This window comes from Bifidobacterium coryneforme, from assembly GCF_000737865.1.
Classification (GTDB): domain Bacteria; phylum Actinomycetota; class Actinomycetes; order Actinomycetales; family Bifidobacteriaceae; genus Bombiscardovia; species Bombiscardovia coryneformis.
Genome location: NZ_CP007287.1, coordinates 1,406,548 through 1,430,001, shown reverse-complemented (window position 1 = coordinate 1,430,001; position 23,454 = coordinate 1,406,548). Strand labels below are relative to the sequence as shown.

Genomic DNA, 23,454 nt, shown 5'->3' with positions numbered 1-23,454 from the left:
GAGCTGAACATGGCATCGCATATCGGTAAGCTCCCCATCGCCGTACCGGCAGGTGTGGAAGTCTCCATCAATGGCCAGGAATTCGCGGTCAAGGGTCCCAAGGGCTCCAGCAGCTACACCATCCCCGACGGGGTGGAAGGCAAGGTCGAAGACAACCAGATCATCATGGTTCCGGTCAATGATGAGCGTCCCACCAGGGCCAAGCATGGCCTGAGCCGCTCCATCGTGGCCTCCATGGTCGAGGGCGTCTCCAAGGGGTACAAGAAGCACCTGCTGATCGTAGGTACCGGTTACCGCGTGGTGGCCAAGGGCAAGAGCCTGGAGTTCTCTCTCGGTTATTCCCACACCATCACGGTGAACCCCCCGGAAGGCATCACCTTCGAGACCCCGAACGCCAACGAGGTGATTGTCTCCGGCATCGACAAGCAGGCCGTCGGTCAGGCTGCGGCCAACATCCGCCGCCTGCGCGCCCCCGAACCCTACAAGGGCAAGGGCATCAAGTACGCCGATGAGCACATCATGCGCAAGGCCGGAAAGGCTGGTAAGTGATATGACAGTCACGATTCTAGGTAAAGGCAAGAAGGTAGCCCGCCTGCGTCGTCACGCCCGTCTGCGCAAGCGCGTGGTGGGAACCGCAGAGCGTCCTCGTCTGGTGGTCACCCGTACCAACCGCAACATGATCGCCCAGATCGTCGACGACTCCAAGGGTGTCACCCTGGTGAGCGAGTCGACGATGGCTTCGGATTATTCCTCCTTCGAGGGAACCAAGACCGAAGCAGCCCGCAAGGTGGGCGAGCAGATTGCGGCCAAGGCCAAGGATGCCGGCATCACCGCCGTGGTCTTCGACCGTGGCGGCAACAAGTACCATGGCAGGGTCGCAGCGGTTGCAGAAGGCGCCCGTGAGGGAGGTTTGGCACTGTGAGCGACAACGAGAACACGAAGGAAACAACCCAGGTGACTGAAGATTCCAAGAACACTCAGTCCAGCCAGGGTGGCAGGAACGACCGGAACGATGACCGCCGTGGTGGTCGCCGTGGCGGTTCCCGGGATGGTCGTCGTGACGGTCGCCGTGGCCGTCGTGATCGTGACGATAACCGGGATGATCTCCTGGACAAGGTCGTGACCATCAACCGTGTGTCCAAGGTCCACAAGGGTGGACGTACCTTCAGCTTCGCGGCCCTCGTGGTCGTGGGTGATGGCAAGGGCACCGTCGGTGTCGGCTACGGTAAGTCCCGTGAGGTTCCGGCAGCCATCGCCAAGGGTCAGCTGGACGCCAAGAAGCACATGTTCACGGTTCCCCGCATCCGTGGCACCGTCACCCATCCGGTGATTGGCCACGATGCAGCAGGTACCGTCCTCCTAAGGCCTGCGGCCCCCGGTACCGGCGTTATCGCCGGTGGTCCGGTCCGCGCCGTCCTGGAGTGCGCCGGCATCACCGACATCCTCAGCAAGTCCATGGGTTCGGCAACGGCCGTCAACATGGTTCGCGCCACCGTGGATGCCCTGAAGCAGCTGGAGGAGCCCGAGGAGATTGCGGCCCGCCGTGGTCTGCCCCTGGAAGAGGTTGCACCCGATTCCCTGCTCCGCGCACGTGCCGCCGGCATTGCCGAGGCCCGCAAGGAGCGTGAAGAGGCCAAGGACAAGGCTAACGACGACGCTAAGGCAGGTGAGTGATGGCCAAGCAGATCAAGATCACACTGACCAAGGGCCTCGTGCACACAACTGCACGCCAGAAGGAAAACGTCAAGTCCCTGGGTCTGCACAAGATCGGGCAGTCCGTCATTCGTGAGGACACGCCCGTCTACAGGGGCATGGCCAACAAGGTCCGCCACCTGGTCACCGTAGAGGAGGCTGACTGACAATGGCTAGCGAGAAGCAAGAGCCCACGATTCTGCAGATGCATGATCTGCGCCCGGCTCCCGGAGCCAAGCGTGACCGCATTCGCGTGGGTCGAGGCGAAGGTTCCAAGGGTAAGACCTCGGGCCGTGGCATGAAGGGCACCAAGGCGCGCTATCAGGTGCGCCCCGGATTCGAAGGCGGCCAGCTGCCTCTGTACATGAGGCTGCCCAAGCTGCGTGGATTCCGTAGCCCCTTCAAGAAGCAGTATCAGGTTGTCAACCTCAACGCATTGAGCGAGCTCTTCCCCAAGGGTGGCGAGATCACGGTCGATGATCTGGTCAAGGGCGGGGCGGTCCGCAAGGGCTGCCCGGTCAAGGTCCTCGGCGAAGGTGAGGCCAAGTCGGCCTTTACCCTCAAGGGCATGAAGGCTTCGGCCACTGCCAAGAGCAAGATCGAGGCGGCAGGCGGGTCCATCTCCGAAGACTGAAAGTCGGAGGGGACATAACCTGCCTGGCAGGAATGGTTCATCGGTCCTCCCCGTTCTACGGGTGAGGACCGATTCCAATTTCGAGCCGGTATGACTGACCCATCGGTTATGCTGGATTGAGCAAAAGATGAGCGCGGCTTTAGGGCAGGTCTCAGGCGCGGTAGGGAAGGAACATAGGTGAGGACGTTAATCCAGGCCTTCAGGACCAAGGAGTTGAGGAAGAAAATCCTCTTCGTCTTCGGTATCATCATCATCTATCGGATCGGTTCTTTCATACCGACCCCCGGAGTGGACTACCCTGCGGTGCAGAAGTGCATTACGACAGCGGGCAACGAGGACTTCATCGGCCTGGTCAACCTCTTCTCGGGTGGAGCCCTGCTCCAGCTCTCCATCTTTGCATTGGGCATCATGCCCTACATCACGGCTTCCATCGTGGTTCAGCTCCTTCGTGTGGTCATTCCTCGCTTCGAGGCCCTGCACAAGGAGGGGCAGTCGGGTGAGGCCAAGCTGACTGAGTACACCAGGTATCTGACCATCGGCCTGGCTATCCTCCAGTCCACGACCATCCTGGTCACTGCACGGTCCGGGGCCCTCTTCAACGGGGCCTGCCAGAGTCAGGTCATTCCTGACAGCTCTGTATGGAACCTGGTCGTCATGGTTCTGATCATGACCGGTGGCACCGGTCTGATTATGTGGATGGCCGAGCTCATCACCGAGAAGGGCATCGGCAACGGTATGTCGGTGCTCATTTTCACCTCCATCTGCTCGGGCTTCCTGCCCCAGCTCTGGAACATCGGATGGGGAACCACCGGCAAGAACGGCGACTGGACCAAGTTCGGCATCGTCGTTGCCGTTCTGGTCTTCATCCTTATCTTCGTCGACTTCGTGGAGCTGGCCCAGCGCCGCATTCCCGTTCAGTACACCCGCCGTATGATCGGCAGGAAGATGTACGGGGGATCCTCCACCTATCTTCCGCTGAAGGTCAACATGTCGGGTGTCATTCCGCCGATCTTCGCCTCTTCGATTCTGGCCATCCCCACCCTGATTGCGCAGTTCGGCAAGCCTGAGCAGAACTGGGTCAAGTGGATAGACGAGAACCTCGCCAACACCACGTCGGTCTGGTACATCGCCCTCTACTCGGTCATGATCGTCTTCTTCTGCTTCTTCTACACGTCGATTACCTTCAACCCGGATGAGACCGCCGACAATATGAAGGAGTACGGTGGCTTCATTCCCGGCATCAGGGCAGGACGTGCCACCAGCCAGTACCTGAGCTACGTCATGAACAGGCTCAACACCGTGGGCGCCATCTATCTGCTCTTCGTGGCTCTGATTCCCACCGTCCTGATCATGTTGCTCAAGATCAACTCGAAGCTGCCCTTCGGCGGTACCACCGTCCTGATCATCGCTGGTGTCGGCCTGGACACCCTGCGGCAGGCCAAGGCACAGACCGAGCAGTTCCAGTACACCGGGTTCCTCCTGGATGGGGACCACAAGGAAGGCTGATTCCTCCTGCCGGTTCCGATTCGATTCGGCCGAAGAAGAGTTGAAGGTCCGACCACCATGCCGGTGGCCGGACCTTCCTGGTTTAGGGAATGGCCGCTTTGGACCGTGCAACCGCTAACATACGTAGATGAGGGTTCCGCGCGGCTGACGCGTCGGGGACCGGATAGACAAGGACTCGAGCAAAGGACGAGGAATGGTACAGCGACTGTTGATCATGGGACCGCAGGGAGTGGGCAAGGGTACTCAGGCGGCCCTGCTCAGCAAGCATTATGGCATACCCGCCATCTCCACCGGTGACATCTTCCGATACAACCTGAAGAACGGCACGGAGCTGGGCATGCAGGCCAAGGCCTATACCGACAAGGGTGAACTGGTGCCCGACGAGCTGACCAACAAGATCGTCAAGGACCGGCTGGGTATGGAAGATGCCGCTCAGGGGTGGATTCTGGACGGCTACCCCCGCTCTTCCTCGCAGGTTGAAGCCTTGGACCAGATGCTCCAGGAGCTGGGTACCCCCCTTACGGCCGTGGTCGCCCTGGATGCCGATCATGACATCCTGATGAAGCGCATTGCCAAGCGTGCAGAGGAGGAGGGGCGCGCTGACGATACCCCCGAGGCCATCGCCAAGCGTCTGGATATCTACGCCGAGAAAACCGCACCTCTTCTGGACACCTACAAGTCCCGTGGTCTCCTGGTTGCAGTCGATGGACAGGGCGAGGTCGACAGGATCTCCCAGACCATCATCGAAGAGCTGGACAGGCGCTGACCTTTGAGGATGTGCGCCGCGATAAGCGGACACGTCCGTTTGCGCGGTGGGATGGATGAGCCATCCGGCTCCCGGCGGCTGGCCTCCGGTTCCGGCGTCATCTGACCGGCATATTCTTCAAGGAAGTTGCATGACCTGAACGGTCGTGCAACTTCCTTTTTCGTGAATGGTTGAATACCAGCCCTAGTTACCCCAATAGGAAAGAACAAAGTGGTAGCGTTGATTCGTTCATTCCCATGCCTGCCGAATGCAGAAGCCGGTATGGATGAGACCGCACAGAAACCAGGGAGGGCAATTTGAAGGGTTCTACTACATCCGAGACGGAATCGGACAGGCAAGAACCGGCCCACCCGCAGCACACCGTCCGCACCATTCTGGGTTCTCTGCGCGAATACAAGAAGGCAAGCCTGCTGGCGCCGGGCTTTGTTTTCCTTGAAAGCGTCCTGGAGATAGTGATACCGACCATCATGGCCTCCCTGATTGATCAGGGTGTATCAGGACGCTCCATGCCGGCCATCATAAAATTCGGACTGATACTGCTGATCTGCTCGGCGGTCTCCCTCTTCTCGGGATTCATGTCCGGACGGTACGCGGCGATTGCATCCTCTGGCCTTGCGAAGAACGTCCGCAGTGACCTCTTCGCCCAGGTGCAGTCCTTCGGTTTCACCAACATCGACAGGTTCTCCACCGGGTCCATTATCACCAGACTGACCACCGACGTGACCAACCTCCAGAACGCCTACCAGATGGTTATCAGGGTCGGTGTCAGGGCACCGATCATGGTTATTGTGGCCTGGTTCTTCTCTTTCAGGATATCCAAACCCATATCCTTGGTCTTCCTGATTGTCATCCCCATCCTCGGCCTTGGCCTGATCGGTCTTTCCCTTCTGGTCCATCCGATATTCGAGCGGGTTTTCCACACCTACGACCGGCTCAACAATGTTGTGGATGAGAACCTTCAAGGCATCCGTGTGGTCAAGTCCTACAACCGGGAGGACTATGAGGAGGGCAAGTTCGGCAGGATTTCCCAGTCCATATACCGGGCCTTCTGCAAGGCCGAGCGGATTATGAGCCTGAATCCCGCCCTCCTCAACTTCTGCATCTATGCCTCTCTCCTGGTCATATCCTGGATGGGTGCCTCACAGATCGTGGCCTCCGGCAACAACGCCTCCCTGGGTCTGACCACGGGTGATCTGACTGCCCTGGTCACCTATGCCATCCAGATCATGATGGCCATGAACATGGTCTCCATGATTGTGGTCATGGTCGTCATCTCCCAGGCCTCAGCCGAGCGTATCTGCCAGGTCCTGCAAGAGGTGAGCACCGTGCAGGATCCCGCAGATCCCGTCATGGAGGTTGCCGACGGGTCCATCAGGTTCCAGGATGTGACCTTCCGCTATTCGGATCGGTCGGAGCGCCCCGTGCTGAGCCACATCGACCTGGACGTTCCTTCCGGCTCGACTCTGGGCATCGTAGGCGGGACAGGGGCCTCCAAATCCAGCCTGGTCCAGCTCATTCCCCGCCTCTATGACGTGACCGAGGGATCGCTTCAGGTAGGTGGTGTGGATGTGCGCCGGTACGACCTGACGGTCCTGCGCGACCAGGTGGCCATGGTGCTCCAGAAGAACGTCCTCTTCAGCGGCACCATTGCGGAAAACCTGCGCTGGGGCAACCCCCAGGCAAGCGACGAGGACCTGGTACATGCCTGCTCTCTGGCCAAGGCGGATGGTTTTGTACGGGAGTTCCCTGACGGCTACCAGACCCGTCTGGACGAAGGGGGGTCCAACCTTTCCGGCGGACAGCGCCAGCGTCTCTGCATAGCCCGGGCCCTGCTGAAAAAACCGGACATCCTGATCCTGGACGACTCCACCAGTGCCGTGGATACCAAGACCGACCAGCTGATTCGACAGGCGTTCAGACAGGAGATTCCCGACATCACCAAGATCATCATCTCCCAGCGGCTGGCTTCGGTGGAGGACGCGGACATGATTCTGGTTTTGGAGGAGGGGAGGATCCTTGATAAGGGTACGCACCAAGACCTCCTGCGAACATGTCAGGAATACCGATCCATATACGAATCACAGACCAGGAACAAGGACGGGGAGGACAAGGACCATGAGTGACGGATCATTCAAGAACCGCAAGCCCCGCCTGGACAAGGCCGCACCGGGAACGACCCGCCGCCTCCTGAGTTATCTGATGGCCTACCGCTGGCAGATGGTCGTGATTGTGGTTTGCATCATCATCAGCGCAGGGGCCCAGGCGGCATCCGCCTTCTTCCTCCAGCCCCTGATCGATCACTACATCCTCCCCCTGGTGGGAGTCACCGACCCGGATTGGGGCCCCCTGATGCGGACCCTGATTCTGATGGGGTGCCTCTACCTGGTGGGGACCTTCTGCTCGTGGTTCTGGAATTGGCTCATAGTCGGGGTGGAACAAGGCACGCTGAAAACCATCCGCGACCAGATGTTCGCCCACCAGCAGGAGTTGCCCATCGGCTTCTTCGACACCCACGAACACGGTGACACCATGAGCCGATACACCAACGACACGGACACTCTCCGCCAGGCCATCTCCCAGTCCTTCCCTCAGATGGTCTCCTCGGTCCTCTCCGCCCTGGCCGCTCTGATCTCCATGCTCTTGCTGTCCATTCCCTTCACCATCCTGACCCTGGTCTTTGCAGCGGTCCTGATTGTGGTGGTCCGGGTCCTGGTTACCAGGAGTGGTCGGTATTTCGTTCATCAGCAGCGCTATCTCGGCCAGGTCAACGCCTTCGTCGAGGAGGCCGTAAACGGGCAGAAGGTCATCAAGGTCTTCAACCATGAGGAGGCCACGGCACAGGCCTTCGAGGCCCGGAACGAGGAACTCTTCCACGCCTCGGCCCAAGCCAACACCTATGGGAACGTGACCATGCCCGTCGTGGGCAACATGGGGTATCTGCTCTATGTCATCCTGGCCATCGTCGGTGGCCTTGCCGGCATTGCAGGCATGGGGAACGTGGGGCTGACCGGAAAGGGGCCGCTCACATTGGGGACGATCGTCTCCCTCCTGACGCTCTCCCGGTCGTTCATCAATCCCATTGGTCAGGTGTCCATGCAGTTCAACATGGTCATGATGGCCCTGGCCGGTGCCTCCCGGATTTTCGACCTGATGGACGAGCCTGTGGAATCCGACCAGGGCTCGGTCAGTCTGGTTCATGTCGAGCTTGCCTCGGACGGGCGAACCATGACCCCTGTCGATTATGAGACCGGGCACTGGGCTTGGAAGCGCGCCGTTGATGATGACGGCAGGCGCTCGCTGGAGGCCGCCATGAAGCTCCCCGGCGATGCCCGGGATGTGGCCCTGAAGGCCAAGGACCAGGCCATCACCTCGGCCGACGGCCGATACACCCTTCTCCAGGGGGACGTGCGGTTCACGGATGTCGGTTTCGGCTATGATCCGAAAAACCCCGTTCTGCATGACATCACCTGGTTCGCCAAGCCCGGGCAGAAGGTGGCCCTGGTCGGAGCCACCGGTGCCGGCAAGACCACGATCACCAATCTGATCAACCGCTTCTATGACATCCAGCAGGGGCAGATACTCTACGATGGGATAGACGTGAGGAACATCCGCAAGCCGGATCTTCGCCGCTCCCTGGGCGTTGTCCTCCAGGATGTCAATCTCTTCACCGGCACCGTCCTCGACAACATCCGGTACGGGCGCCTGGATGCCACGGATGAGGAGTGCATCGAGGCGGCAAGGATGACCAATGCGGACAGTTTCATCCGGATGCTTCCCCAGGGTTACCAGACGGTTTTGGAGGGGGACGGGAGCGGCCTCTCCCAGGGGCAACGGCAGCTGATATCAATTGCCAGGGCTGCCGTTGCCGACCCGCCGGCCATGATTCTGGATGAGGCCACGTCTTCAATCGACACCAGGACCGAAGAGGTGGTCCAACGAGGTATGGATGCCCTGATGCAGGGAAGGACCGTCTTCGTCATAGCCCATAGGCTGTCCACGGTCCGGAACTCCGACGTGATCATGGTGCTGGACCACGGCCGTATCATCGAGCGCGGCAACCATGATGAACTGATTGCCAAGCGAGGGGAGTACTACCAGCTCTACACGGGTGCCCTGGAGCTGGAGTGAGATAGGTGTCCGACCTCATTGTGGTCGGAGGTGCCGAACGCAATGGAGGGGGCCGACCCTGATGAGTCGGCCCCCTCCATTGATGTTTCCGGAGAATCAGGTAGCGGGTTCTTTTGCTGTTCCGCTTCGGCAGGTCGGTTCAGAGCACGCCCTGGGCCACCATTGCGTCTGCGACCTTGGTGTGAATCCTGCCACGTTGGCACCCAGCATCAGGTCGCCGGGGGTGCCGTACTCTTTGGAAGCCGCATAGGACTTCTGGAAGATGTCGGCCATGATGTCCTTCAGCCGCTGGTCCACCTCGTCGAAGGTCCACTGGAGACGGAGGGAGTTCTGGCTCATCTCCAGGCCTGAGACGGCCACGCCGCCTGCGTTCGCGGCCTTGGCAGGACCGTAGAGCACGCCATGGTCCTGATAGACGGCGATGGCCTCGGGGGTGGAGGGCATGTTCGCGCCTTCGCAGACCACGGTGCATCCGTTGGCAACCAGGGTCCTTGCGGATTCCTGGTCGATTTCGTTCTGGGTGGCACAGGGAAGCGCGATATCACAGGGAACGGTCCAGACCCCCTCGCAACCCTCGTGATACTCGGCTCCGTCGACCCGGTCGGCATACTCCTTGATTCTGCCGCGGTGGCCCAGCTTGATGTCCTTCACGATATCGAGATCGATACCGTTCGGGTCGTGGATGTACCCGTTGGAGTCGGATGCGGTCACCACCTTGGCACCCAGTTGCTGGGCCTTTTCAGTGGCGAAGATGGCCACATTGCCCGACCCGGAGATGGCCACGGTCTTGCCCTGGAAGGAATCCTGACGCAGGGCCTTCAGTGCCTCCTGGGTGTAGTAGCACAGACCATAACCGGTGGCCTCGGTACGGGCCAGGGACCCACCGAATGTCATGTCCTTTCCGGTGAGGACCCCCGAGTACTCATCGCGCAGACGCTTGTACTGGCCGAAGAGGTAGCCGATTTCACGACCGCCCACATTGATGTCACCGGCGGGGACATCGGTGAACTGGCCGATGTGGCGCTGGAGCTCGGTCATGAAGGCCTGGCAGAAGCGCATGACCTCGGCATCGGAGCGCCCCTTGGGGTTGAAGTCCGATCCTCCCTTGCCTCCGCCCATCGGCAGACCGGTCAGGGAGTTCTTCAGAATCTGCTCGAAGCCCAGGAACTTGACAACCGACTCGGTCACCGTGGGGTGGAAGCGCAGGCCTCCCTTGTAGGGTCCGATGGCTGAGTTGAACTGGACCCGGTAACCCCGATTGACCTGGATTCCGCCCTGGTCGTCCGTCCATGCCACTCGGAACTTGACGACCCGCTCAGGCTCGACCAGGCGCTCCAGAACGCCATTGGCCTCGTATTCGGGATGCTTGGACACAACCGGTTCCAGGCTCTCGAACACCTCGCGGACGGCTTGGAGGAATTCGGGCTGGTCGCCGTCGCGGCGCTCTACCTGCTGGTAGACACGATTGACATATTCATTGGTAAACACACAAGGCTCCTTAGTCTTGATGGTTCTTGACAGTCGGCTGCACGGCGGGAATCGTGTCCCCATCCACTGTTGCCGGTTTGGCAAATCGGTTTCATTCTAAAGTCCGGCCTTGTGCGGAAACAAGGGTCCGGCCCTGAAGTGTCTGACATGTGGGCGGTTATCTCTCGGCAGACGGAATGTGAGGAAGTAAAACTTGAGTCCTGTACACTCAAGTTTTTGCCTCAGAGTGAAATCCGGGCATGATCTGGGTGCCTGGGGGATTGAATACAGTGACAGGCAACGAAGGGGCGAAGACCTCGGATGTCCCGCCATCCACGTGTTTCCGAGTGGGGGTGCGGGGCGGCTGCCGGGATATTCGGACAGACAGTACTGAAGGAGCGCAATGATGGCTATGTTCCCTGCATTGATGAACAACTCGATTTTCGGTGATTTCTTTGACGATCCCTTCTTCAACAACTGGCATGACTCCCGTCGCCAGGGCGATGGAAAGGGGCTTGCAATGAACAGTATCCTGATGAATACGGATGTCCGCGAGACGGAAGATCAGTATCGGATCGATGTGGACATGCCTGGATTCGACAAGAAGGACATCGCACTGCGCCTGGAGAACGGGTATCTGGTGGTCTCCGCCCAGAAGAGCGGTGATCAGGGCGACAAGGACGACAAGGGGCGCTGGATTCGGCGTGAGCGGTACACCGGTTCATGCTCCAGGAGTTTCTATGTGGGCGACCAGGTCCGTCAGGAAGACATCCATGCCAAGTACGCCAACGGGACCTTGGCGATCAGCCTGCCCAAGGCCAGTGTCAAGCCGGTCGAGAACAAGAAGACCATCGCCATCGAGGGGTGAGGTTCCCCTCTCGCCAAGGCGCTGAAGAGCGCGTATCGGGCGGTTTAAAAGCTCCGCGGGCTGAATCGGGTAATCTCCACCACCGATCGGTCCGCGGTTTTTCATGTCTGCTGGCTGATTGGAGAAGCCGTTCCGATACGCTGCTATGATTGGATTGCATAGTGGGTCGTATGGGTGCGGCTTTTTTGCTATATCAACACGCCACTTTACTGAGCGTTATTGAAGGTGCTATACTTGCAAGTTGGCGTGTCTTCTGACACGTTGTGTAATCAGCCGAGGATCGGATAGAAGGCTTATGGCAAAAGATGGTGTGATTGAAGTTGAAGGGCGTGTCGTCGAGGCGTTGCCGAATGCAATGTTTCGCGTCGAGCTCGAGAACAAGCACATTGTCCTGGCCACCATTTCAGGCAAGATGCGCAAGAACTACATCCGTATCCTGCCCCAGGACAGGGTGGTGCTTGAAATGAGTCCCTACGATCTGAACCGCGGTCGTATTACGTACCGGTACAAGTGATAGGTACACAAGTAAAGGAAAACCATGAAGGTCAGCCCTAGTGTGAAGAGAATCTGCGAGAACTGCCGCGTGATTCGTCGACACGGCCGCGTCATGGTGATCTGCAAAAACCCGCGCCACAAGCAGCGCCAGGGCTGAGCGGATTTCCAGCGGCAATGTAACAAAGGCGCTAAGTCACAGCCGACAGGCTGAACCCCGGGTGCGCAGGCCCGGGCCGGGAGACCGGATGACTTGGTGCACGACCTGCGTAGAACAAAAGGAATCGCAATGGCACGTCTTGCCGGAGTCGACATCCCCAACGAGAAGCGCATCGAGATAGCCCTCACCTATATCTTCGGTGTCGGGCGCACTCGTGCCAAGGAAACACTTGCCGCGACCGGAGTGAATCCGGACACCCGCGTCAAGGATCTCACGGATGAGCAGCTGATTACGCTGCGTGATTACCTCGAAGGCAACTATAAGATCGAGGGTGATCTGCGTCGTGAGATTGACGCCGATATTCGCCGTAAGATCCAGATCAATTGCTATCAGGGCCAGCGCCACCGCAGGGGTCTGCCCGTGCGTGGTCAGCGCACCAAGACCAACGCCCGTACCCGTAAGGGACCGAAGCGCACAGTCGCCGGAAAGAAGAAGGCGACCAAGTAAGGCCGGATTCGGGACCGGGGGAGCAGTGCTCCGACCGTCCCGGGCAAGCAATTCAGTAATTCGTTAGAAGGAAACGAGGATCAATGGCAGCAGCAAAGCAGGCCGCGCGCAAGCCTCGTCGCAGGGACCGCAAGTCGGTTCCCGTCGGGCAGGCGCATATCAAGTCAACATTCAACAACACCATCATCTCCATCACTGACCCCTCCGGCGCAGTCGTCGCCTGGGCCTCCGGTGGCGATGTCGGTTTCAAGGGCTCCCGTAAGTCCACGCCCTACGCAGCGGGTATGGCCGCGGAGTCTGCCGCACGCAAGGCCATGGAGCATGGCGTCAAGAAGGTGGACGTTTTCGTCAAGGGCCCCGGCTCGGGTCGTGAGACCGCCATCCGTTCCCTGCAGTCCGCAGGTCTCGAGGTCGGTTCCATCTCCGATGTGACTCCACAGGCACATAATGGTGTCCGTCCCCCCAAGCGCCGTCGCGTCTGAGCACTAGAAAAACCATGGAATCCACCCGCGAAGACCGGTGTGTGCACCGCCGGTCGGAGCTGAAAGGATAGCAACAGTGCTTATTGCACAGCGTCCGACACTTACTGAAGAAGTCGTCAATGCCCAGCGCTCACGCTTCACCATCGAGCCCCTGGAGCCCGGTTTTGGTTACACACTGGGCAACTCGCTCCGACGTACCCTGCTGAGCTCCATCCCCGGTGCGGCCGTCACCTCGGTCCGTATTTCCGGAGCCCTGCATGAGTTCACCACCCTGCCCGGTGTGGAAGAGGACGTGACCGAGATCCTCCTCAACATCAAGGGCATCGTGCTGACCAGTGAGTACGACGAGCCTGTGGTCATGTACCTGCGTAAGAGCGGCAAGGGCGAGGCCACCGCCGGGGACATCACCCCGCCGGCCGGCGTCACCATCGCCAACCCCGACCTCCACATCGCCACACTGGCCGATGACGGGGAGCTGGAGATTGAGTTCACCGTTGAGAGGGGTCGTGGCTATGTCCAGGCTCAGCTCAACAAGCAGGACGGCGACGAGATCGGCCGGATTCCGGTCGACTCCATCTACTCGCCCGTCCTGAAGGTCAGCTACAAGGTCGAGGCCACCCGTGTTGAGCAGCGCACGGACTTCGACAAGCTGGTCCTGGATGTCGAGACCAAGCCGGCCATCTCTCCACGTGATGCTGTCGCTTCGGCAGGTTCCACCCTGGTGGAGCTCTTCGGTCTCTGCCGTGAGCTCAACACCCAGGCCGAGGGCGTGGAAGTCGGCCCGGAGCCGGTCGTGGAAGAGGCCGATCCGGAGATGTCCGTGCCGATTGAGGACCTGAACCTGACGCAGCGTTCATACAACTGCCTCAAGCGCGAAGGTATCCATACCATCGGTGAGCTGGTTTCGCACACCGAGCAGGACCTGCTTGACATCCGCAACTTCGGTATGAAGTCCATCGACGAGGTCAAGGAGAAGCTCGAAAGCATGGGTCTCTCCCTGAAGGCTTCGCCTTTGGGATTCGATGCCAACAATCTCGAAGGAGGCACCTTCTTCTCGCCTGATGACGAGTGAGGATGCCGTCAGCCTTCGTAGGAGCGGATGCCGGAGTTCTGTCGCGGCGCCCGCTGAAGTAAGAGATCCCCGGGATCGGATGTTCGGGCGAATGCCCACCTGGTCACCGGGGCCTGTAAGGAGATAATCCAATGCCAAAACCCAGCAAGGGCCCACGTCTGGCCTCCAGCCCGGCCCATGAGCGGCTGATGCTGGCCAACATGGCCACCAGCCTGTTTGCCCATGGTCGTATCACCACCACCCTGCCCAAGGCCAAGAGGCTTCGTCCTCTGGCCGAGCGTCTGATCACCTTCGCCAAGCGTGGGGATCTTTCGTCCCGCCGCAGGGTCATGAGGGTCATCCGCGACAAGTCCGTGGTCCACATCCTCTTCACCCAGATTGCAGAGCAGATGGAGCAGCGTGAAGGTGGATACACCCGTATCACCAAGATTGCTCCGCGTCGTGGAGACAACGCCCCGCAGGCTGTGATCGAGCTCGTGACCGAGCCCCTCTCCGCCAAGAAGGCAACCGTCAAGGAGGCCGAGGCTGCCGCCAAGGTGGCTGCCAAGGATGAGGATGCCGAGGTTGCAGCAGCAGCCGATGCCGCCATCGCCGATGGTGCTGCGGAGGATGCCGTGAACCAGGCTGTCGATGCCAATGAGTCCGGTGCGGATGTGGCCCAGGCTGATGAGGCCGCCGAGGATCTGGAGAAGACCGCTGACCAGGCTGACGAAGCCGCAGAAGCTGCTGAAGAGGCAGCTGACGTGGCCGAGGATGCCGATGAGGCCTCCAAGAAGTAAGCCTCGAAAAGGCGCCAGCAGGTGCCGTTAAGGTCTGAACGAGGGTCGGGAGTTACTTCCCGACCCTCTTCCGTATTCCGCCCCTCTTGTTTCGTTGACTCCAGCTTGGAGTGTGGGGAGGGTATACCAAGAGCAAAGGAAAACCGATGGCTGAGAATCTGAGAGAGGGTAGCGCCCCGGAGGCGGATGAACCGTCAGATACCGTCAGGTTGCGCCTTGATCTGGCCTACCAGGGAGGGGACTTCTATGGATGGGCCAGGCAACCTTCGCTGAGGACCGTTCAGGGATGCCTGGAGGAAGCCCTGGCCCTGGTCACCCACCAACGGGGGAAGCGGGCAGGCAGCCAGGCAGCGGTATGGAATCCCCGCCTGGTGGTGGCTGGTCGGACCGATACCGGTGTGCATGCATCCCATCAGGTCTGCCATCTGGATATGCCTCGAACCATCCTGGAATCCTGCAGGGGGCACATGGACGTGGATCCGGCAGAAGCCTTGAAGAGGCGGCTCCGGCATCTTCTGCCCTCCGATATCGCCCTTCATGATCTTGGCCTGGCTCCAGCAGGTTTTGATGCCCGCTTCTCCGCACTTGAACGCACCTACGTCTACCGGGTCTGCGACCGGCCTGATGACCTGGACCCTAGGATGCGTGGGTTTGTTCTTCCCGTCGATGGTCACGTGGATCTGGATGCCATGAACCTGGCGGCTCGCTGTTGCCTGGGGTTGCATGACTTTGGGTCCTTCGCCACAGCGAACGAGGGGGGGACCACGATTCGAAAGGTTCTGCTGGCACGCTGGGACAGGGTTGAAAGACGCTCGCTGATTGAACCGCCCGCCGAATTGGTCGAGGGTTCAGACTCTGCCCGGATGAACTATGACACACCGATGATGGAGTCTGGGCTGGTCTGTTTCACCATTGTGGCCGATGCCTTCGCCCACAACATGGTCCGATCCCTGGTCAATGCCTCGCTTCGAGTCGGGTTGGGCAAACGGTCCGTCTCATGGTTCGCCGATAAGGTGGAGCATCCCGTCCGGGAAGGATCGACTGGTCCCATTGCGGCTTGCGGACTGACACTTGAGCATGTGCAGTATCCTCCTGACGACCAGCTAGCGGCACGGGCTGCGTCCATCCGGGCCAGGCGTACCCTGTAGCTCTGCTCATGCGCCACGCGGTTTGTCAGACGGGGAAGGTGTGGCATAATGGAAAAGTTGTTGTTCGGCAGCGTCGTGCAACGACATTGGTTGAGTGTCCGAGCGGTCTAAGGAGCACGCCTCGAAAGCGTGTGAGGGCAACCCCCTCCGAGAGTTCGAATCTCTCCTCAACCGCCAATGAGAGCCCCGGGATTCCCGGGGTTTTTTCCTTATGTTCTGTCGGACTCGTGCACGGAGATGTTCGAGTGCGGAGTCCCGTAGAAGAACGAAGAGAGGCTGAAAGCGGTCTATTCGTCAGGTTTCTCGCACCATGCAAGCAGTTGAACCAGACTGATGAATCACCGGGACGGCTCAGTGAGGGTGGCAGCCGTATGCCGGACACCCGTCAACGCAGGGGAGCAGGAACAGTGTTCACCATCCCCTACGCTGACTTGGTGATACCCCCCGTGTTCCAACGGAATAGCCGCTCGGAACACGTTCTATCTTAACACCGTTAGATACCGTCAACGCCATGAAAATCAACCGGGACAGGGGTTGAATTCCCGGCTTGCCCAACTGGAGGACCGGGGTCAGGATGCGGAGAGTGGCGCGAAGATGGCCGTCTTGGTATTGGGGTAACCGAACGCCAGGGAGAGGTATATGTGGGAGACGGCCAGGTCGGTCAACTCCCGCACGGCTTTCCGATGGTTCCTGGCGGCCTCGTCGGCCGAGCCTTCTTGGTGCTTACCGGTTCCTGATGTGGTCTTGGACATGGCATCGATGGAGGCCAGGATGGAACGGGCGGCGTTCATTTCCACAAGGGCAGTGGTTGGGGCCCGAAGCCCGTTGGCCTTGTCGATGATGGTGTCAGGGTGGGCCAGGAGTTCCTGGACCGAGTAGGTGCCTGGCCGCGGGTCGGCTTCCAGGTGGGAGACCAGAATCTGCCCGGCCGTGGTATGGGCGTCCGACAGGGACAGCATCCATTCCGCGCCGGCATGGCGTGCCGCCAGGACCGACATGGCGAAACCAGCCATGTCCTCGCCTTTGGCTGCCTGTGTGGCCGCCTCCTTCCCCATGGTTGCGGCGGCGGTATCCAGGTTGTCGGACGAGGAGATGGCGAGGCTTGTGGACGGCTTCGCCCCGGCGGCCTCCCCACTCTGTACATGCCAGGCTCGCATGTGGGCACGAGCGGCGTAGACGGCCGCTTCATCACGTCTGGAGGGGCACTCGACGGCTGCATCTATCCACGACTGGGCGGTTTCTTCATAAGACTCCGCCGTGGCGATACCGAAAGGCCCCATATCCAGGTGCTCTCGCGTGGAGGCTCTGGAATAGGCGGTTTCACAGGTACTGGTCCGGAGACCGCCCGGCTCCTGGACGGATACCTTGATGGGGGTGGGATTGGAACATGCAGCCAGGGCGGGAGTCAGCAGAAGTCCTGCAAAAGCCGCTGACATGAGACGGAGGATTCGCCCCTTCGAACGCCCTGAAGAGCTGGAGGGGCGGAAATCCTGGAGTGTCTGCATGAATGGCTAGAATAGTAGGGATTGCAGACCAGGAAGAAGCAGGGTCTGATAACTTCATAGGAGGTCTTGACATGGAACTGGACCTGGCTGAGATTCATCAGCTGGCTAACGAGCAAGGGATTGATGCCGAGACCTTGGACCAAGCCTTGAGCGAGGCCCTTTTGCTTGCTTACCAGAAATCGCCGCATGCAGCCCGCCATGCCAGGGTGGAACTGGATTCACGGGCAGGCACATTCACCGTCTGGGCCCAGGACGAAACCCCTCGGGAGCCCACAGAATACGATCCTCACCCCGGATATGACCTTGGGGAGGAATACGACGACACGCCCAAGGACTTCGGCAGATTGGCCGCTTCCACGGCAAGACAGGTTATTCGCCAGCTCTTCCGCCAGGCTGAGGATGAACGGATTTTCGGTGCCTTCTCCGGGCAGAAGGGACACCTGATTACCGGCGTGGTCCAACAGGACGCCAATGACCCGGGCAATGTGCATGTGGCCGTCGGAGACGTGGAGGCCATCCTCCCCAGGCGCGAGCAGGTTCCTGGTGAACGCTACAGGCATGGCGAGCGTATCAGGGTCTATGTGGTCAACGTGAACCGTGGACTCAAGGGGCCTGAGATTGTGGTTTCCCGGTCCCATCCCGAACTGGTCCGTCGTCTCTTCGAGCGGGAGGTGCCGGAGCTGGTGTCCGGGGCCGTCTCCATCATGTCCATCGCCCGTGAGGCCGGTGCGCGCACCAAGATTGCGGTCCGTGCCACCTCCAAGGGGGTCAACCCCAAGGGTGCTCTGATCGGCCCGTCCGGTGCCAGGGTCCGTGCCGTCATGGAGAACCTGGGACCCGAGAAGATCGACATCGTCGACTGGTCCGAGGACCCCGCAAAGTATGTGGCTGCGGCCCTCTCACCCGCTGTGGTGCGGCAGGTCGAAATCGTCAGCGAGACCAACCGCACGGCCATCGCCTTCATCAAGGATGCCCAGCTCTCACTGGCCATCGGCAAGGAGGGGCAGAATGCCCGTCTTGCCGCCAAACTGACCGGTTGGAAGATCGGCATCGAGTCCGAGGAGGCTCGCCAGCAGAAACTGCGCGAACAAGCGACGGGGGAGACTTCTTCCACCGACGAAGAGAAGTGACCTGGAACATCCGACCAGGCGAGTATGCTGGACTTGATATTCCGAGCTTGGTGGCCCATGCCCCCAGCTCCGGCACTGAGACGAGGTAACACAATCATGGTCGCACGATGATACAGGATATGTTCGCCGTCATGGAAGAGTGATCGCGCCATTCATATGCGCGGTCCGGTAAAGGAGAAAAGTAAGTGCCCAAAGCACGCGTATATGAATTGGCCAAGGAACTTGGCGTGGACAGCAAGACTGTCCTTGAAAAGCTGAAGGACATGGGGGAGTTCGTCAAGTCCGCTTCCTCCACTGTCGAAGCGCCGGTGGTTCGCCGGCTCAAGAGCTCATTCCCCCAGGGCGGGGCCGGCCAGTCCTCCCCCGAGGGCGCAGCAAAGCCCGGACAGTCTGCCCGCGCAGCCTCGACGAATCGCACCAGTGCCAAGTCGGGCGCGGCGGCATCATCGTCGGAAACCGGTCCCAAGCCTGGAGCCCCAAGTCCCAAGCCAGGGCAGTCCCGCAAGGTCTCCCAGCCTGAGGCCCCTGTGTCTCAGCCCCAACAGTCTTCGGATGCACACACACCCAAGCCCGGTTCCTCCTCGGCCCGCGAGGACGGCAGGCCAGAGCGTGGAGCTCAGGCCCAGCCCTCCAAGGGCCGTGAGGACGGACAGCCCCGTCAGGCAAGGCCTGCCTCCTCCGCCGGCCGTCCCGGCCCGCAAGGGCAGCGTGGTGGTCGCCCCGGTGCAGCTACTCCCGGTACTCCTGGTGCTCATGGTGGGCGTCCCGGTGCTTCGGCACCCCGCCCCGGCAACAACCCCTTCAGTCGCAAGCAGGGCATGAAGGCACCGGTTCCTTCCGATATCCCCAGGCCGCATCCCATGGCGAAGCCGACCGTCAACGACGGCCGCAGGGGCGGCGGTCATGGTGGGTTCCGCAATGGTCGAGGTGGCGGTGCTCCCAGAGGAGGCCAGGGTGCACGTCCGGGCCAGTGGGGCCATAACCGCCCCGGACAGCAGTCGCATCAGGGCGGTGGCAACAGGTTCGGAGCCTCATCGACTCCTGCTTCAGGCGGATTCCATCCTGGTGGCGGTAGCGCTGCCCCGCGTGGTCGTGGCCGGGGCGGTGCCGCAGGTGCATTCGGGCGCCAGGGCGGCAAGTCCTCCAAGGCCCGTAAGAACCGGATGGCCAAGAGGCAAGAATTCCAGGAGATGAAGGCACCCGTCATCGGCGGTGTGCGCATCCCCGCCGGTAACGGCCGTACCGTTCAGCTCCGTCAGGGCGCAACCCTGGCCGATCTGGCCGACAAGATCAATGTCAATCCCGCGGCCCTGGTCACGGTCCTCTTCCACCTGGGCGAGATGGCTACGGCCACGCAATCCCTGGACGAGGCCACCTTCCAGATTCTGGGTGAGGAGATTGGCTGGAACATCAAGATCGTCTCCGCCGAGGAGGAGGACAAGGAACTCCTTCAGCAGTTCGACATCGACCTTGATGAGGAGCAGCTGAGCCAGGACGACGAGAACCTGAAGCCGCGGCCCCCGGTGGTTACGGTCATGGGCCATGTCGATCACGGTAAGACGCGACTGCTGGATACCATCCGGCAGACCAACACCACGGCAAGCGAGGCCGGTGGCATCACACAGAGGATCGGTGCCTACCAGGCCACCGTCAAGCTGGAAGGCGAGGATCGCAAGATCACCTTCCTGGATACCCCTGGTCACGAGGCCTTCACGGCCATGCGAGCCCGAGGTGCCGAGCTGACCGACGTGGCGATTCTGGTCGTTGCTGCGGATGACGGCGTTATGCCCCAGACGGTCGAGGCCATCAACCACGCCCAGGCGGCGCACGTGCCGATTGTCGTGGCGGTCAACAAGATCGATGTGGACGGGGCCAACCCCGAAAAGGTTCGTGGACAGCTGACCGAGTTCGGTTTGGTTTCCGAGGAGTACGGCGGCGACACCATGTTCGTCGACATCTCCGCCAAGATGGGCACCAACGTCGATAAGCTGCTCGAAGCCGTTCTCTTGACGGCTGATGCCGACCTGGATCTGAGGGCCAATCCCGACATGGACGCTCGAGGAGCCACCGTCGAGGCCCGACTGGACAAGGGCCGTGGAGCCGTGGCCACCGTGCTGGTCCAGCAGGGTACCCTGCACGTGGGCGATGCCATCGTGGCGGGTTCGGCCTATGGCCGCGTCCGTGCCATGTTGGATGAGAACGGCAAGCAGATGGATGCCGCGGGTCCCTCGACCCCGGTCCAGGTGCTTGGTCTCACCTCCGTGCCTACCGCAGGCGACCTCTTCCTTGTCGCCCCTGACGACCGCACAGCCCGTCAGATTGCCGAGAAGCGTGAGGCCACTGCCCGCGCGGCCCAGCTGGCTAAGCGTCGCAAGGTTGTCTCCCTGGAAAGCCTGAAGGAGCAGTTCGCCAAGTCCGAGGTCGACATGCTCAACATCGTCATCAAGGGCGATTCCTCCGGTTCCGTCGAGGCGCTGGAAGACTCCCTGATGAAGATCGAGGTGTCCGACGAGGTCGGTATCCAGGTGATTCACCGCGGTGTGGGCGCCATCACCCAGAACGATGTCAACCTGGCAACCGTCGACAAGGCCGTTATCATCGGCTTCAACGTGCGTCCCAACCGTCAGGTCCAGGAGTTGGCGGACCGCGAGGGTGTGGAGATCAAGTACTACTCGGTCATCTACAACGCCATCGAGGATATCGAGGCCGCCCTCAAGGGTATGCTCAAGCCGGAGTACGAAGAGGCCACCACCTCCCACTCCGAGATCCGCGAGATATTCCGCTCCTCCAAGTTCGGCAACATCGCGGGTGTCATGGTCCAGGATGGTACGGTCAAGCGCGGCACCAAGGCTCGCATCGCCCGCAACGGTGTCGTCACCATCAACGACCTTGAGATATCTTCCCTGCGTCGTTTCAAGGACGATGTCAACGAGGTGTCCGAGGGGTACGAGGCAGGTATCAACCTGGGCTCCTTCAACGACATCGAAATCGGCGACATCATCGAGACCTTCGAAATGCGCGAGGTCGAGCGCAAGTAATCACAGACGGACGGTATCGGGGGACCGGTGGTTGAAGTCGCCGGTCCCCATCGGATGCCAGGTCTGGTCCTCCGCCCCGGTTCGGGTCATCCCGTCCGGGGCGGACTTCCATGACAGACCATGAGAAAGGAACCAGGATGGGAACCAATCCGCGCGCCGTACGAATCGCGGCGCTGATTCAGCGGGTCATTGCGTCATCCTTGGAATCACAACTGCACGATAAACGGCTGAGTGGTGTCACCATAACCGAGGTAAGGGTGACCAACGACCTGCAGATCGCCAAGGTCTACTGGACCCAGTTGGGCCGGGAGGGTCGAGAGCAGGGTGAGCGGAAGCGTGCCCAGCAGGCCCTTCGCCAGGCCAGCGGGCGTCTGCGCTCCCTGGTCGGTGCCAGGGCGGGCCTTCGCCTGACGCCGACCCTGCGGTTCATCTATGATGAGGTGCCGGCCGAAGCCACCGAAATCGAAGATGTGCTCACCGCCGCCCGTCACAGGGACGAGGAAATCGCCAAGGCCAGGGCCACCGCCCAGTATGCCGGAGACCCTGATCCCTACCGTCATGACGATGATGAAAACCAGGATTACGAAAACACGGACCAGGACGGAACCGCGACCGGTGACGTCGACTCGGGTACGGATGGGGAGCAGGCCGCGGAAGCTGCGGGGCTTGCTGAAGAACAGGACGATCAACCCCTCGGCCCCGCCTCCCGGACGGCTTCCATGCTGTCCTGGCCGGACGAGCAGTGACCGGTTCCTGGTTGTCAAACAACCAGGAATGGTCTCATCCTCATGCTTCCCGCCGCCGATGGTGTGCAGGTTTCTGCTTCATCGGAACCGGCGCCCGGTGGTATCGCAGAGCACGAGGATGAAACTCGCTCCCCGTATGTAAGTTGCGCTGTATCGGTTGTATATGTGCCGGAAAGGTGGATGGTATGAAGGGTTCCGGACAGGAAAACCGGTCTGGTATTGTCCTGGTCGACAAACCCCAGGGGGTGACCAGCCATGACCTGGTGGCGGCTGTGCGTTCCACGCTGGGCATGCGGCGGGTGGGACATGCCGGAACCCTGGACCCTATGGCCACAGGCCTGCTGATCATTGGGTTTGGGCAGGCCACCCGCCTGCTCAAGGTGGTCGTCGGTCATGACAAGACCTATCTCGCCACGATTCGTCTGGGACAGGCCACAACCACCGACGATGCCGAGGGAAGGATGCTTCCCTCCGGGCCGGACGTCCGGCAGGCGGTCAAGGGTCTGGACCGTGCTGCCGTGGAGCGGACCATCGCCGACCACCTTACAGGTGATATCAATCAGGTGCCCGATTCGTTCTCCGCCATCAAGGTGAACGGCCGTCGGGCTTATGATCTGGCCAGGCAGGGCAAGGAGGTCGAGCTGGCGGCTCGGCCCATACACATCGCTCGTTTCGAGGTGTTGGATTACCGCACCCTGGTCCTGCCGGGCAAGGACATGGGCGGTGTCGACCAGCAGCCTGAAACAGGTGAGTTTGATAGGTCGTCATCCTGCGAAGGTGCCTTACCTGCAGAAGCACCCGGTAGCCCGTCAGGCGGGCTGGAAGTGGTGGATCTGGATGTGGTGGTGACCTGTTCCAGCGGGACCTATATCCGTGCCTTGGCCAGGGACTTGGGTGACCTGCTGGGCACCGGTGGGCACCTGACCAGTCTGCGTAGGACCAGGGTGGGTCGGTTCGATCTTGAGACTCCGGACCTGGAAGACAGGTTGGTCACCGGGCAGGTCTCGGCCAGGACCTATACGGACCGTCAAGGTCAGACGGTCTCCAGGAACAGGGTCGATCTGGACCAGTCCTCCGAGGAGATACTGCGAGGCTCCATCAGCCTGGTCGATGCTGCCAGGCTGATCATGCCCACCATCGAGGTCGATGGGGAGGAGGCCGCCATGCTGGCAAACGGCCGCTTCCTGAAAGTGGGGGTCGAGGGGGCCACGGCCGCCATCGCCAGGGATGAAACAGGCCCATACCTCGCTGCCGTCCTGGTACCCCATGGGGGCCAGCTGTCGAAACCGGATGTCGTCTTCCGCCGTGATTCCCAGCGGTGAATCGTATTGCCT

General features: G+C 60.7%; 21 protein-coding genes, 1 tRNA gene and 2 pseudogenes. 22 read left to right on the top strand and 2 right to left on the bottom strand.

Translation table 11 applies throughout. The features are described 5' to 3' along the window. Positions 1–9 precede the first annotated feature (9 nt). From rplF to bcor_RS05700, 9 genes are all read left to right on the top strand, one after another. Positions 10–549 (top strand): 50S ribosomal protein L6, encoded by a 540-nt coding sequence (gene rplF, locus bcor_RS05740; RefSeq protein WP_033490650.1) that lies wholly within the window; start codon positions 10–12, stop codon positions 547–549. 1 nt (position 550) lies between these two features. Further along, positions 551–922 (top strand): 50S ribosomal protein L18, encoded by a 372-nt coding sequence (gene rplR, locus bcor_RS05735; protein WP_033490648.1) that lies wholly within the window; start codon positions 551–553, stop codon positions 920–922. Beyond that, positions 919–1,674, top strand: a complete 756-nt coding sequence (gene rpsE, locus bcor_RS05730) for a 30S ribosomal protein S5 (RefSeq protein ID WP_033490644.1) — start codon at positions 919–921, stop codon at positions 1,672–1,674. The genes rplR and rpsE overlap by 4 nt, the downstream gene beginning before the upstream one ends. Beyond that, positions 1,674–1,859: a 50S ribosomal protein L30 gene (gene rpmD, locus bcor_RS05725; RefSeq protein WP_033490643.1), complete on the top strand. Its 186-nt coding sequence runs from the start codon at positions 1,674–1,676 to the stop codon at positions 1,857–1,859. The genes rpsE and rpmD overlap by 1 nt, the downstream gene beginning before the upstream one ends. 2 nt (positions 1,860–1,861) lie before the next feature. Continuing rightward, a complete protein-coding gene (gene rplO / locus bcor_RS05720; protein ID WP_033497622.1) occupies positions 1,862–2,326 on the top strand; it encodes a 50S ribosomal protein L15 in 465 nt (154 codons plus the stop codon). 177 nt (positions 2,327–2,503) lie between these two features. Beyond that, entirely contained in the window at positions 2,504–3,832 is a 1,329-nt protein-coding gene (gene secY / locus bcor_RS05715) for a preprotein translocase subunit SecY (protein WP_033490640.1), read from the top strand. Between the two features lie 193 nt (positions 3,833–4,025). Continuing rightward, positions 4,026–4,598, top strand: a complete 573-nt coding sequence (locus bcor_RS05710; protein WP_033490636.1) for an adenylate kinase — start codon at positions 4,026–4,028, stop codon at positions 4,596–4,598. A 296-nt stretch (positions 4,599–4,894) separates the two neighbouring features. After that, positions 4,895–6,721 carry an ABC transporter ATP-binding protein gene (locus tag bcor_RS05705; RefSeq protein ID WP_033497624.1) on the top strand — a complete coding sequence of 609 codons (1,827 nt, stop codon included), beginning with the start codon at positions 4,895–4,897 and terminating at the stop codon, positions 6,719–6,721. Continuing rightward, positions 6,714–8,726 (top strand): ABC transporter ATP-binding protein, encoded by a 2,013-nt coding sequence (locus tag bcor_RS05700; RefSeq protein ID WP_033497626.1) that lies wholly within the window; start codon positions 6,714–6,716, stop codon positions 8,724–8,726. Before bcor_RS05705 ends, bcor_RS05700 begins: the two co-directional genes overlap by 8 nt. Before the next feature lie 139 nt (positions 8,727–8,865). Here the strand turns inward: bcor_RS05700 and gdhA are convergent. Beyond that, positions 8,866–10,214, bottom strand: a pseudogene (gene gdhA, locus bcor_RS05695) (NADP-specific glutamate dehydrogenase). Between the two features lie 385 nt (positions 10,215–10,599). Between gdhA and bcor_RS05690 the strand changes: the two are divergent. From bcor_RS05690 to bcor_RS05650, 9 genes and pseudogenes are all read left to right on the top strand, one after another. Further along, entirely contained in the window at positions 10,600–11,061 is a 462-nt protein-coding gene (locus tag bcor_RS05690; protein ID WP_033497884.1) for an Hsp20/alpha crystallin family protein, read from the top strand. Positions 11,062–11,356: 295 nt separating this feature from the next. Next, positions 11,357–11,575 (top strand): translation initiation factor IF-1, encoded by a 219-nt coding sequence (gene infA, locus bcor_RS05685; RefSeq protein ID WP_004268611.1) that lies wholly within the window; start codon positions 11,357–11,359, stop codon positions 11,573–11,575. Positions 11,576–11,599: 24 nt separating this feature from the next. After that, on the top strand, positions 11,600–11,713 hold the full coding sequence (gene rpmJ / locus bcor_RS05680; protein ID WP_015022330.1) for a 50S ribosomal protein L36: 114 nt from the start codon (positions 11,600–11,602) through the stop codon (positions 11,711–11,713). 129 nt (positions 11,714–11,842) lie between these two features. Continuing rightward, positions 11,843–12,220, top strand: a complete 378-nt coding sequence (gene rpsM / locus bcor_RS05675; RefSeq protein WP_015022329.1) for a 30S ribosomal protein S13 — start codon at positions 11,843–11,845, stop codon at positions 12,218–12,220. A gap of 83 nt (positions 12,221–12,303) precedes the next feature. Continuing rightward, positions 12,304–12,702, top strand: coding sequence for a 30S ribosomal protein S11 (gene rpsK / locus bcor_RS05670; RefSeq protein WP_015022328.1), 399 nt, complete (start codon positions 12,304–12,306; stop codon positions 12,700–12,702). A 76-nt stretch (positions 12,703–12,778) separates the two neighbouring features. Beyond that, positions 12,779–13,774, top strand: coding sequence for a DNA-directed RNA polymerase subunit alpha (locus tag bcor_RS05665; RefSeq protein ID WP_033490629.1), 996 nt, complete (start codon positions 12,779–12,781; stop codon positions 13,772–13,774). Between the two features lie 131 nt (positions 13,775–13,905). Continuing rightward, positions 13,906–14,400, top strand: a pseudogene (rplQ, locus tag bcor_RS05660) (50S ribosomal protein L17); the annotation flags it as partial. A gap of 299 nt (positions 14,401–14,699) precedes the next feature. Beyond that, on the top strand, positions 14,700–15,701 hold the full coding sequence (locus bcor_RS05655; protein ID WP_051875716.1) for a tRNA pseudouridine synthase A: 1,002 nt from the start codon (positions 14,700–14,702) through the stop codon (positions 15,699–15,701). Between the two features lie 88 nt (positions 15,702–15,789). Further along, positions 15,790–15,878, top strand: a tRNA-Ser gene (locus bcor_RS05650). A 392-nt stretch (positions 15,879–16,270) separates the two neighbouring features. Here bcor_RS05650 and bcor_RS07305 read toward each other — a convergent pair. Beyond that, a complete protein-coding gene (locus bcor_RS07305; RefSeq protein ID WP_148303975.1) occupies positions 16,271–17,206 on the bottom strand; it encodes a hypothetical protein in 936 nt (311 codons plus the stop codon). A 71-nt stretch (positions 17,207–17,277) separates the two neighbouring features. Here bcor_RS07305 and nusA point away from each other — a divergent pair, with 71 nt between their 5' ends. The 4 genes from nusA (at position 17,278) to truB (ending at position 23,442) form a co-directional block, all read left to right on the top strand. Next, positions 17,278–18,336, top strand: coding sequence for a transcription termination factor NusA (gene nusA, locus bcor_RS05640; protein ID WP_033497632.1), 1,059 nt, complete (start codon positions 17,278–17,280; stop codon positions 18,334–18,336). A 185-nt stretch (positions 18,337–18,521) separates the two neighbouring features. Continuing rightward, complete coding sequence (gene infB / locus bcor_RS05635) at positions 18,522–21,374, top strand: translation initiation factor IF-2 (RefSeq protein ID WP_033497634.1); 2,853 nt, start codon at positions 18,522–18,524, stop codon at positions 21,372–21,374. Between the two features lie 137 nt (positions 21,375–21,511). Further along, on the top strand, positions 21,512–22,120 hold the full coding sequence (rbfA, locus tag bcor_RS05630; protein ID WP_081870375.1) for a 30S ribosome-binding factor RbfA: 609 nt from the start codon (positions 21,512–21,514) through the stop codon (positions 22,118–22,120). A gap of 185 nt (positions 22,121–22,305) precedes the next feature. After that, entirely contained in the window at positions 22,306–23,442 is a 1,137-nt protein-coding gene (gene truB, locus bcor_RS05625) for a tRNA pseudouridine(55) synthase TruB (protein ID WP_033497636.1), read from the top strand. Positions 23,443–23,454: the final 12 nt, after the last annotated feature.

Excerpts from the sequence above, each read along its gene's own strand:
- rplF (WP_033490650.1), top strand. The coding sequence starts at position 10 with ATGGCATCGCATATCGGTAAGCTCCCCATCGCCGTACCGGCAGGTGTG.
- rplR (WP_033490648.1), top strand. The coding sequence starts at position 551 with ATGACAGTCACGATTCTAGGTAAAGGCAAGAAGGTAGCCCGCCTGCGT.
- rpmD (WP_033490643.1), top strand. The coding sequence starts at position 1,674 with ATGGCCAAGCAGATCAAGATCACACTGACCAAGGGCCTCGTGCACACA.
- rplO (WP_033497622.1), top strand. The coding sequence starts at position 1,862 with ATGGCTAGCGAGAAGCAAGAGCCCACGATTCTGCAGATGCATGATCTG.
- bcor_RS05710 (WP_033490636.1), top strand. The coding sequence starts at position 4,026 with ATGGTACAGCGACTGTTGATCATGGGACCGCAGGGAGTGGGCAAGGGT.
- bcor_RS05700 (WP_033497626.1), top strand. The coding sequence starts at position 6,714 with ATGAGTGACGGATCATTCAAGAACCGCAAGCCCCGCCTGGACAAGGCC.
- bcor_RS05690 (WP_033497884.1), top strand. The coding sequence starts at position 10,600 with ATGGCTATGTTCCCTGCATTGATGAACAACTCGATTTTCGGTGATTTC.
- infA (WP_004268611.1), top strand. The coding sequence starts at position 11,357 with ATGGCAAAAGATGGTGTGATTGAAGTTGAAGGGCGTGTCGTCGAGGCG.
- rpmJ (WP_015022330.1), top strand. The coding sequence starts at position 11,600 with ATGAAGGTCAGCCCTAGTGTGAAGAGAATCTGCGAGAACTGCCGCGTG.
- rpsM (WP_015022329.1), top strand. The coding sequence starts at position 11,843 with ATGGCACGTCTTGCCGGAGTCGACATCCCCAACGAGAAGCGCATCGAG.
- rpsK (WP_015022328.1), top strand. The coding sequence starts at position 12,304 with ATGGCAGCAGCAAAGCAGGCCGCGCGCAAGCCTCGTCGCAGGGACCGC.
- bcor_RS05655 (WP_051875716.1), top strand. The coding sequence starts at position 14,700 with ATGGCTGAGAATCTGAGAGAGGGTAGCGCCCCGGAGGCGGATGAACCG.
- bcor_RS07305 (WP_148303975.1), bottom strand. The coding sequence starts at position 17,206 with ATGCAGACACTCCAGGATTTCCGCCCCTCCAGCTCTTCAGGGCGTTCG.
- nusA (WP_033497632.1), top strand. The coding sequence starts at position 17,278 with ATGGAACTGGACCTGGCTGAGATTCATCAGCTGGCTAACGAGCAAGGG.
- rbfA (WP_081870375.1), top strand. The coding sequence starts at position 21,512 with ATGGGAACCAATCCGCGCGCCGTACGAATCGCGGCGCTGATTCAGCGG.
- truB (WP_033497636.1), top strand. The coding sequence starts at position 22,306 with ATGAAGGGTTCCGGACAGGAAAACCGGTCTGGTATTGTCCTGGTCGAC.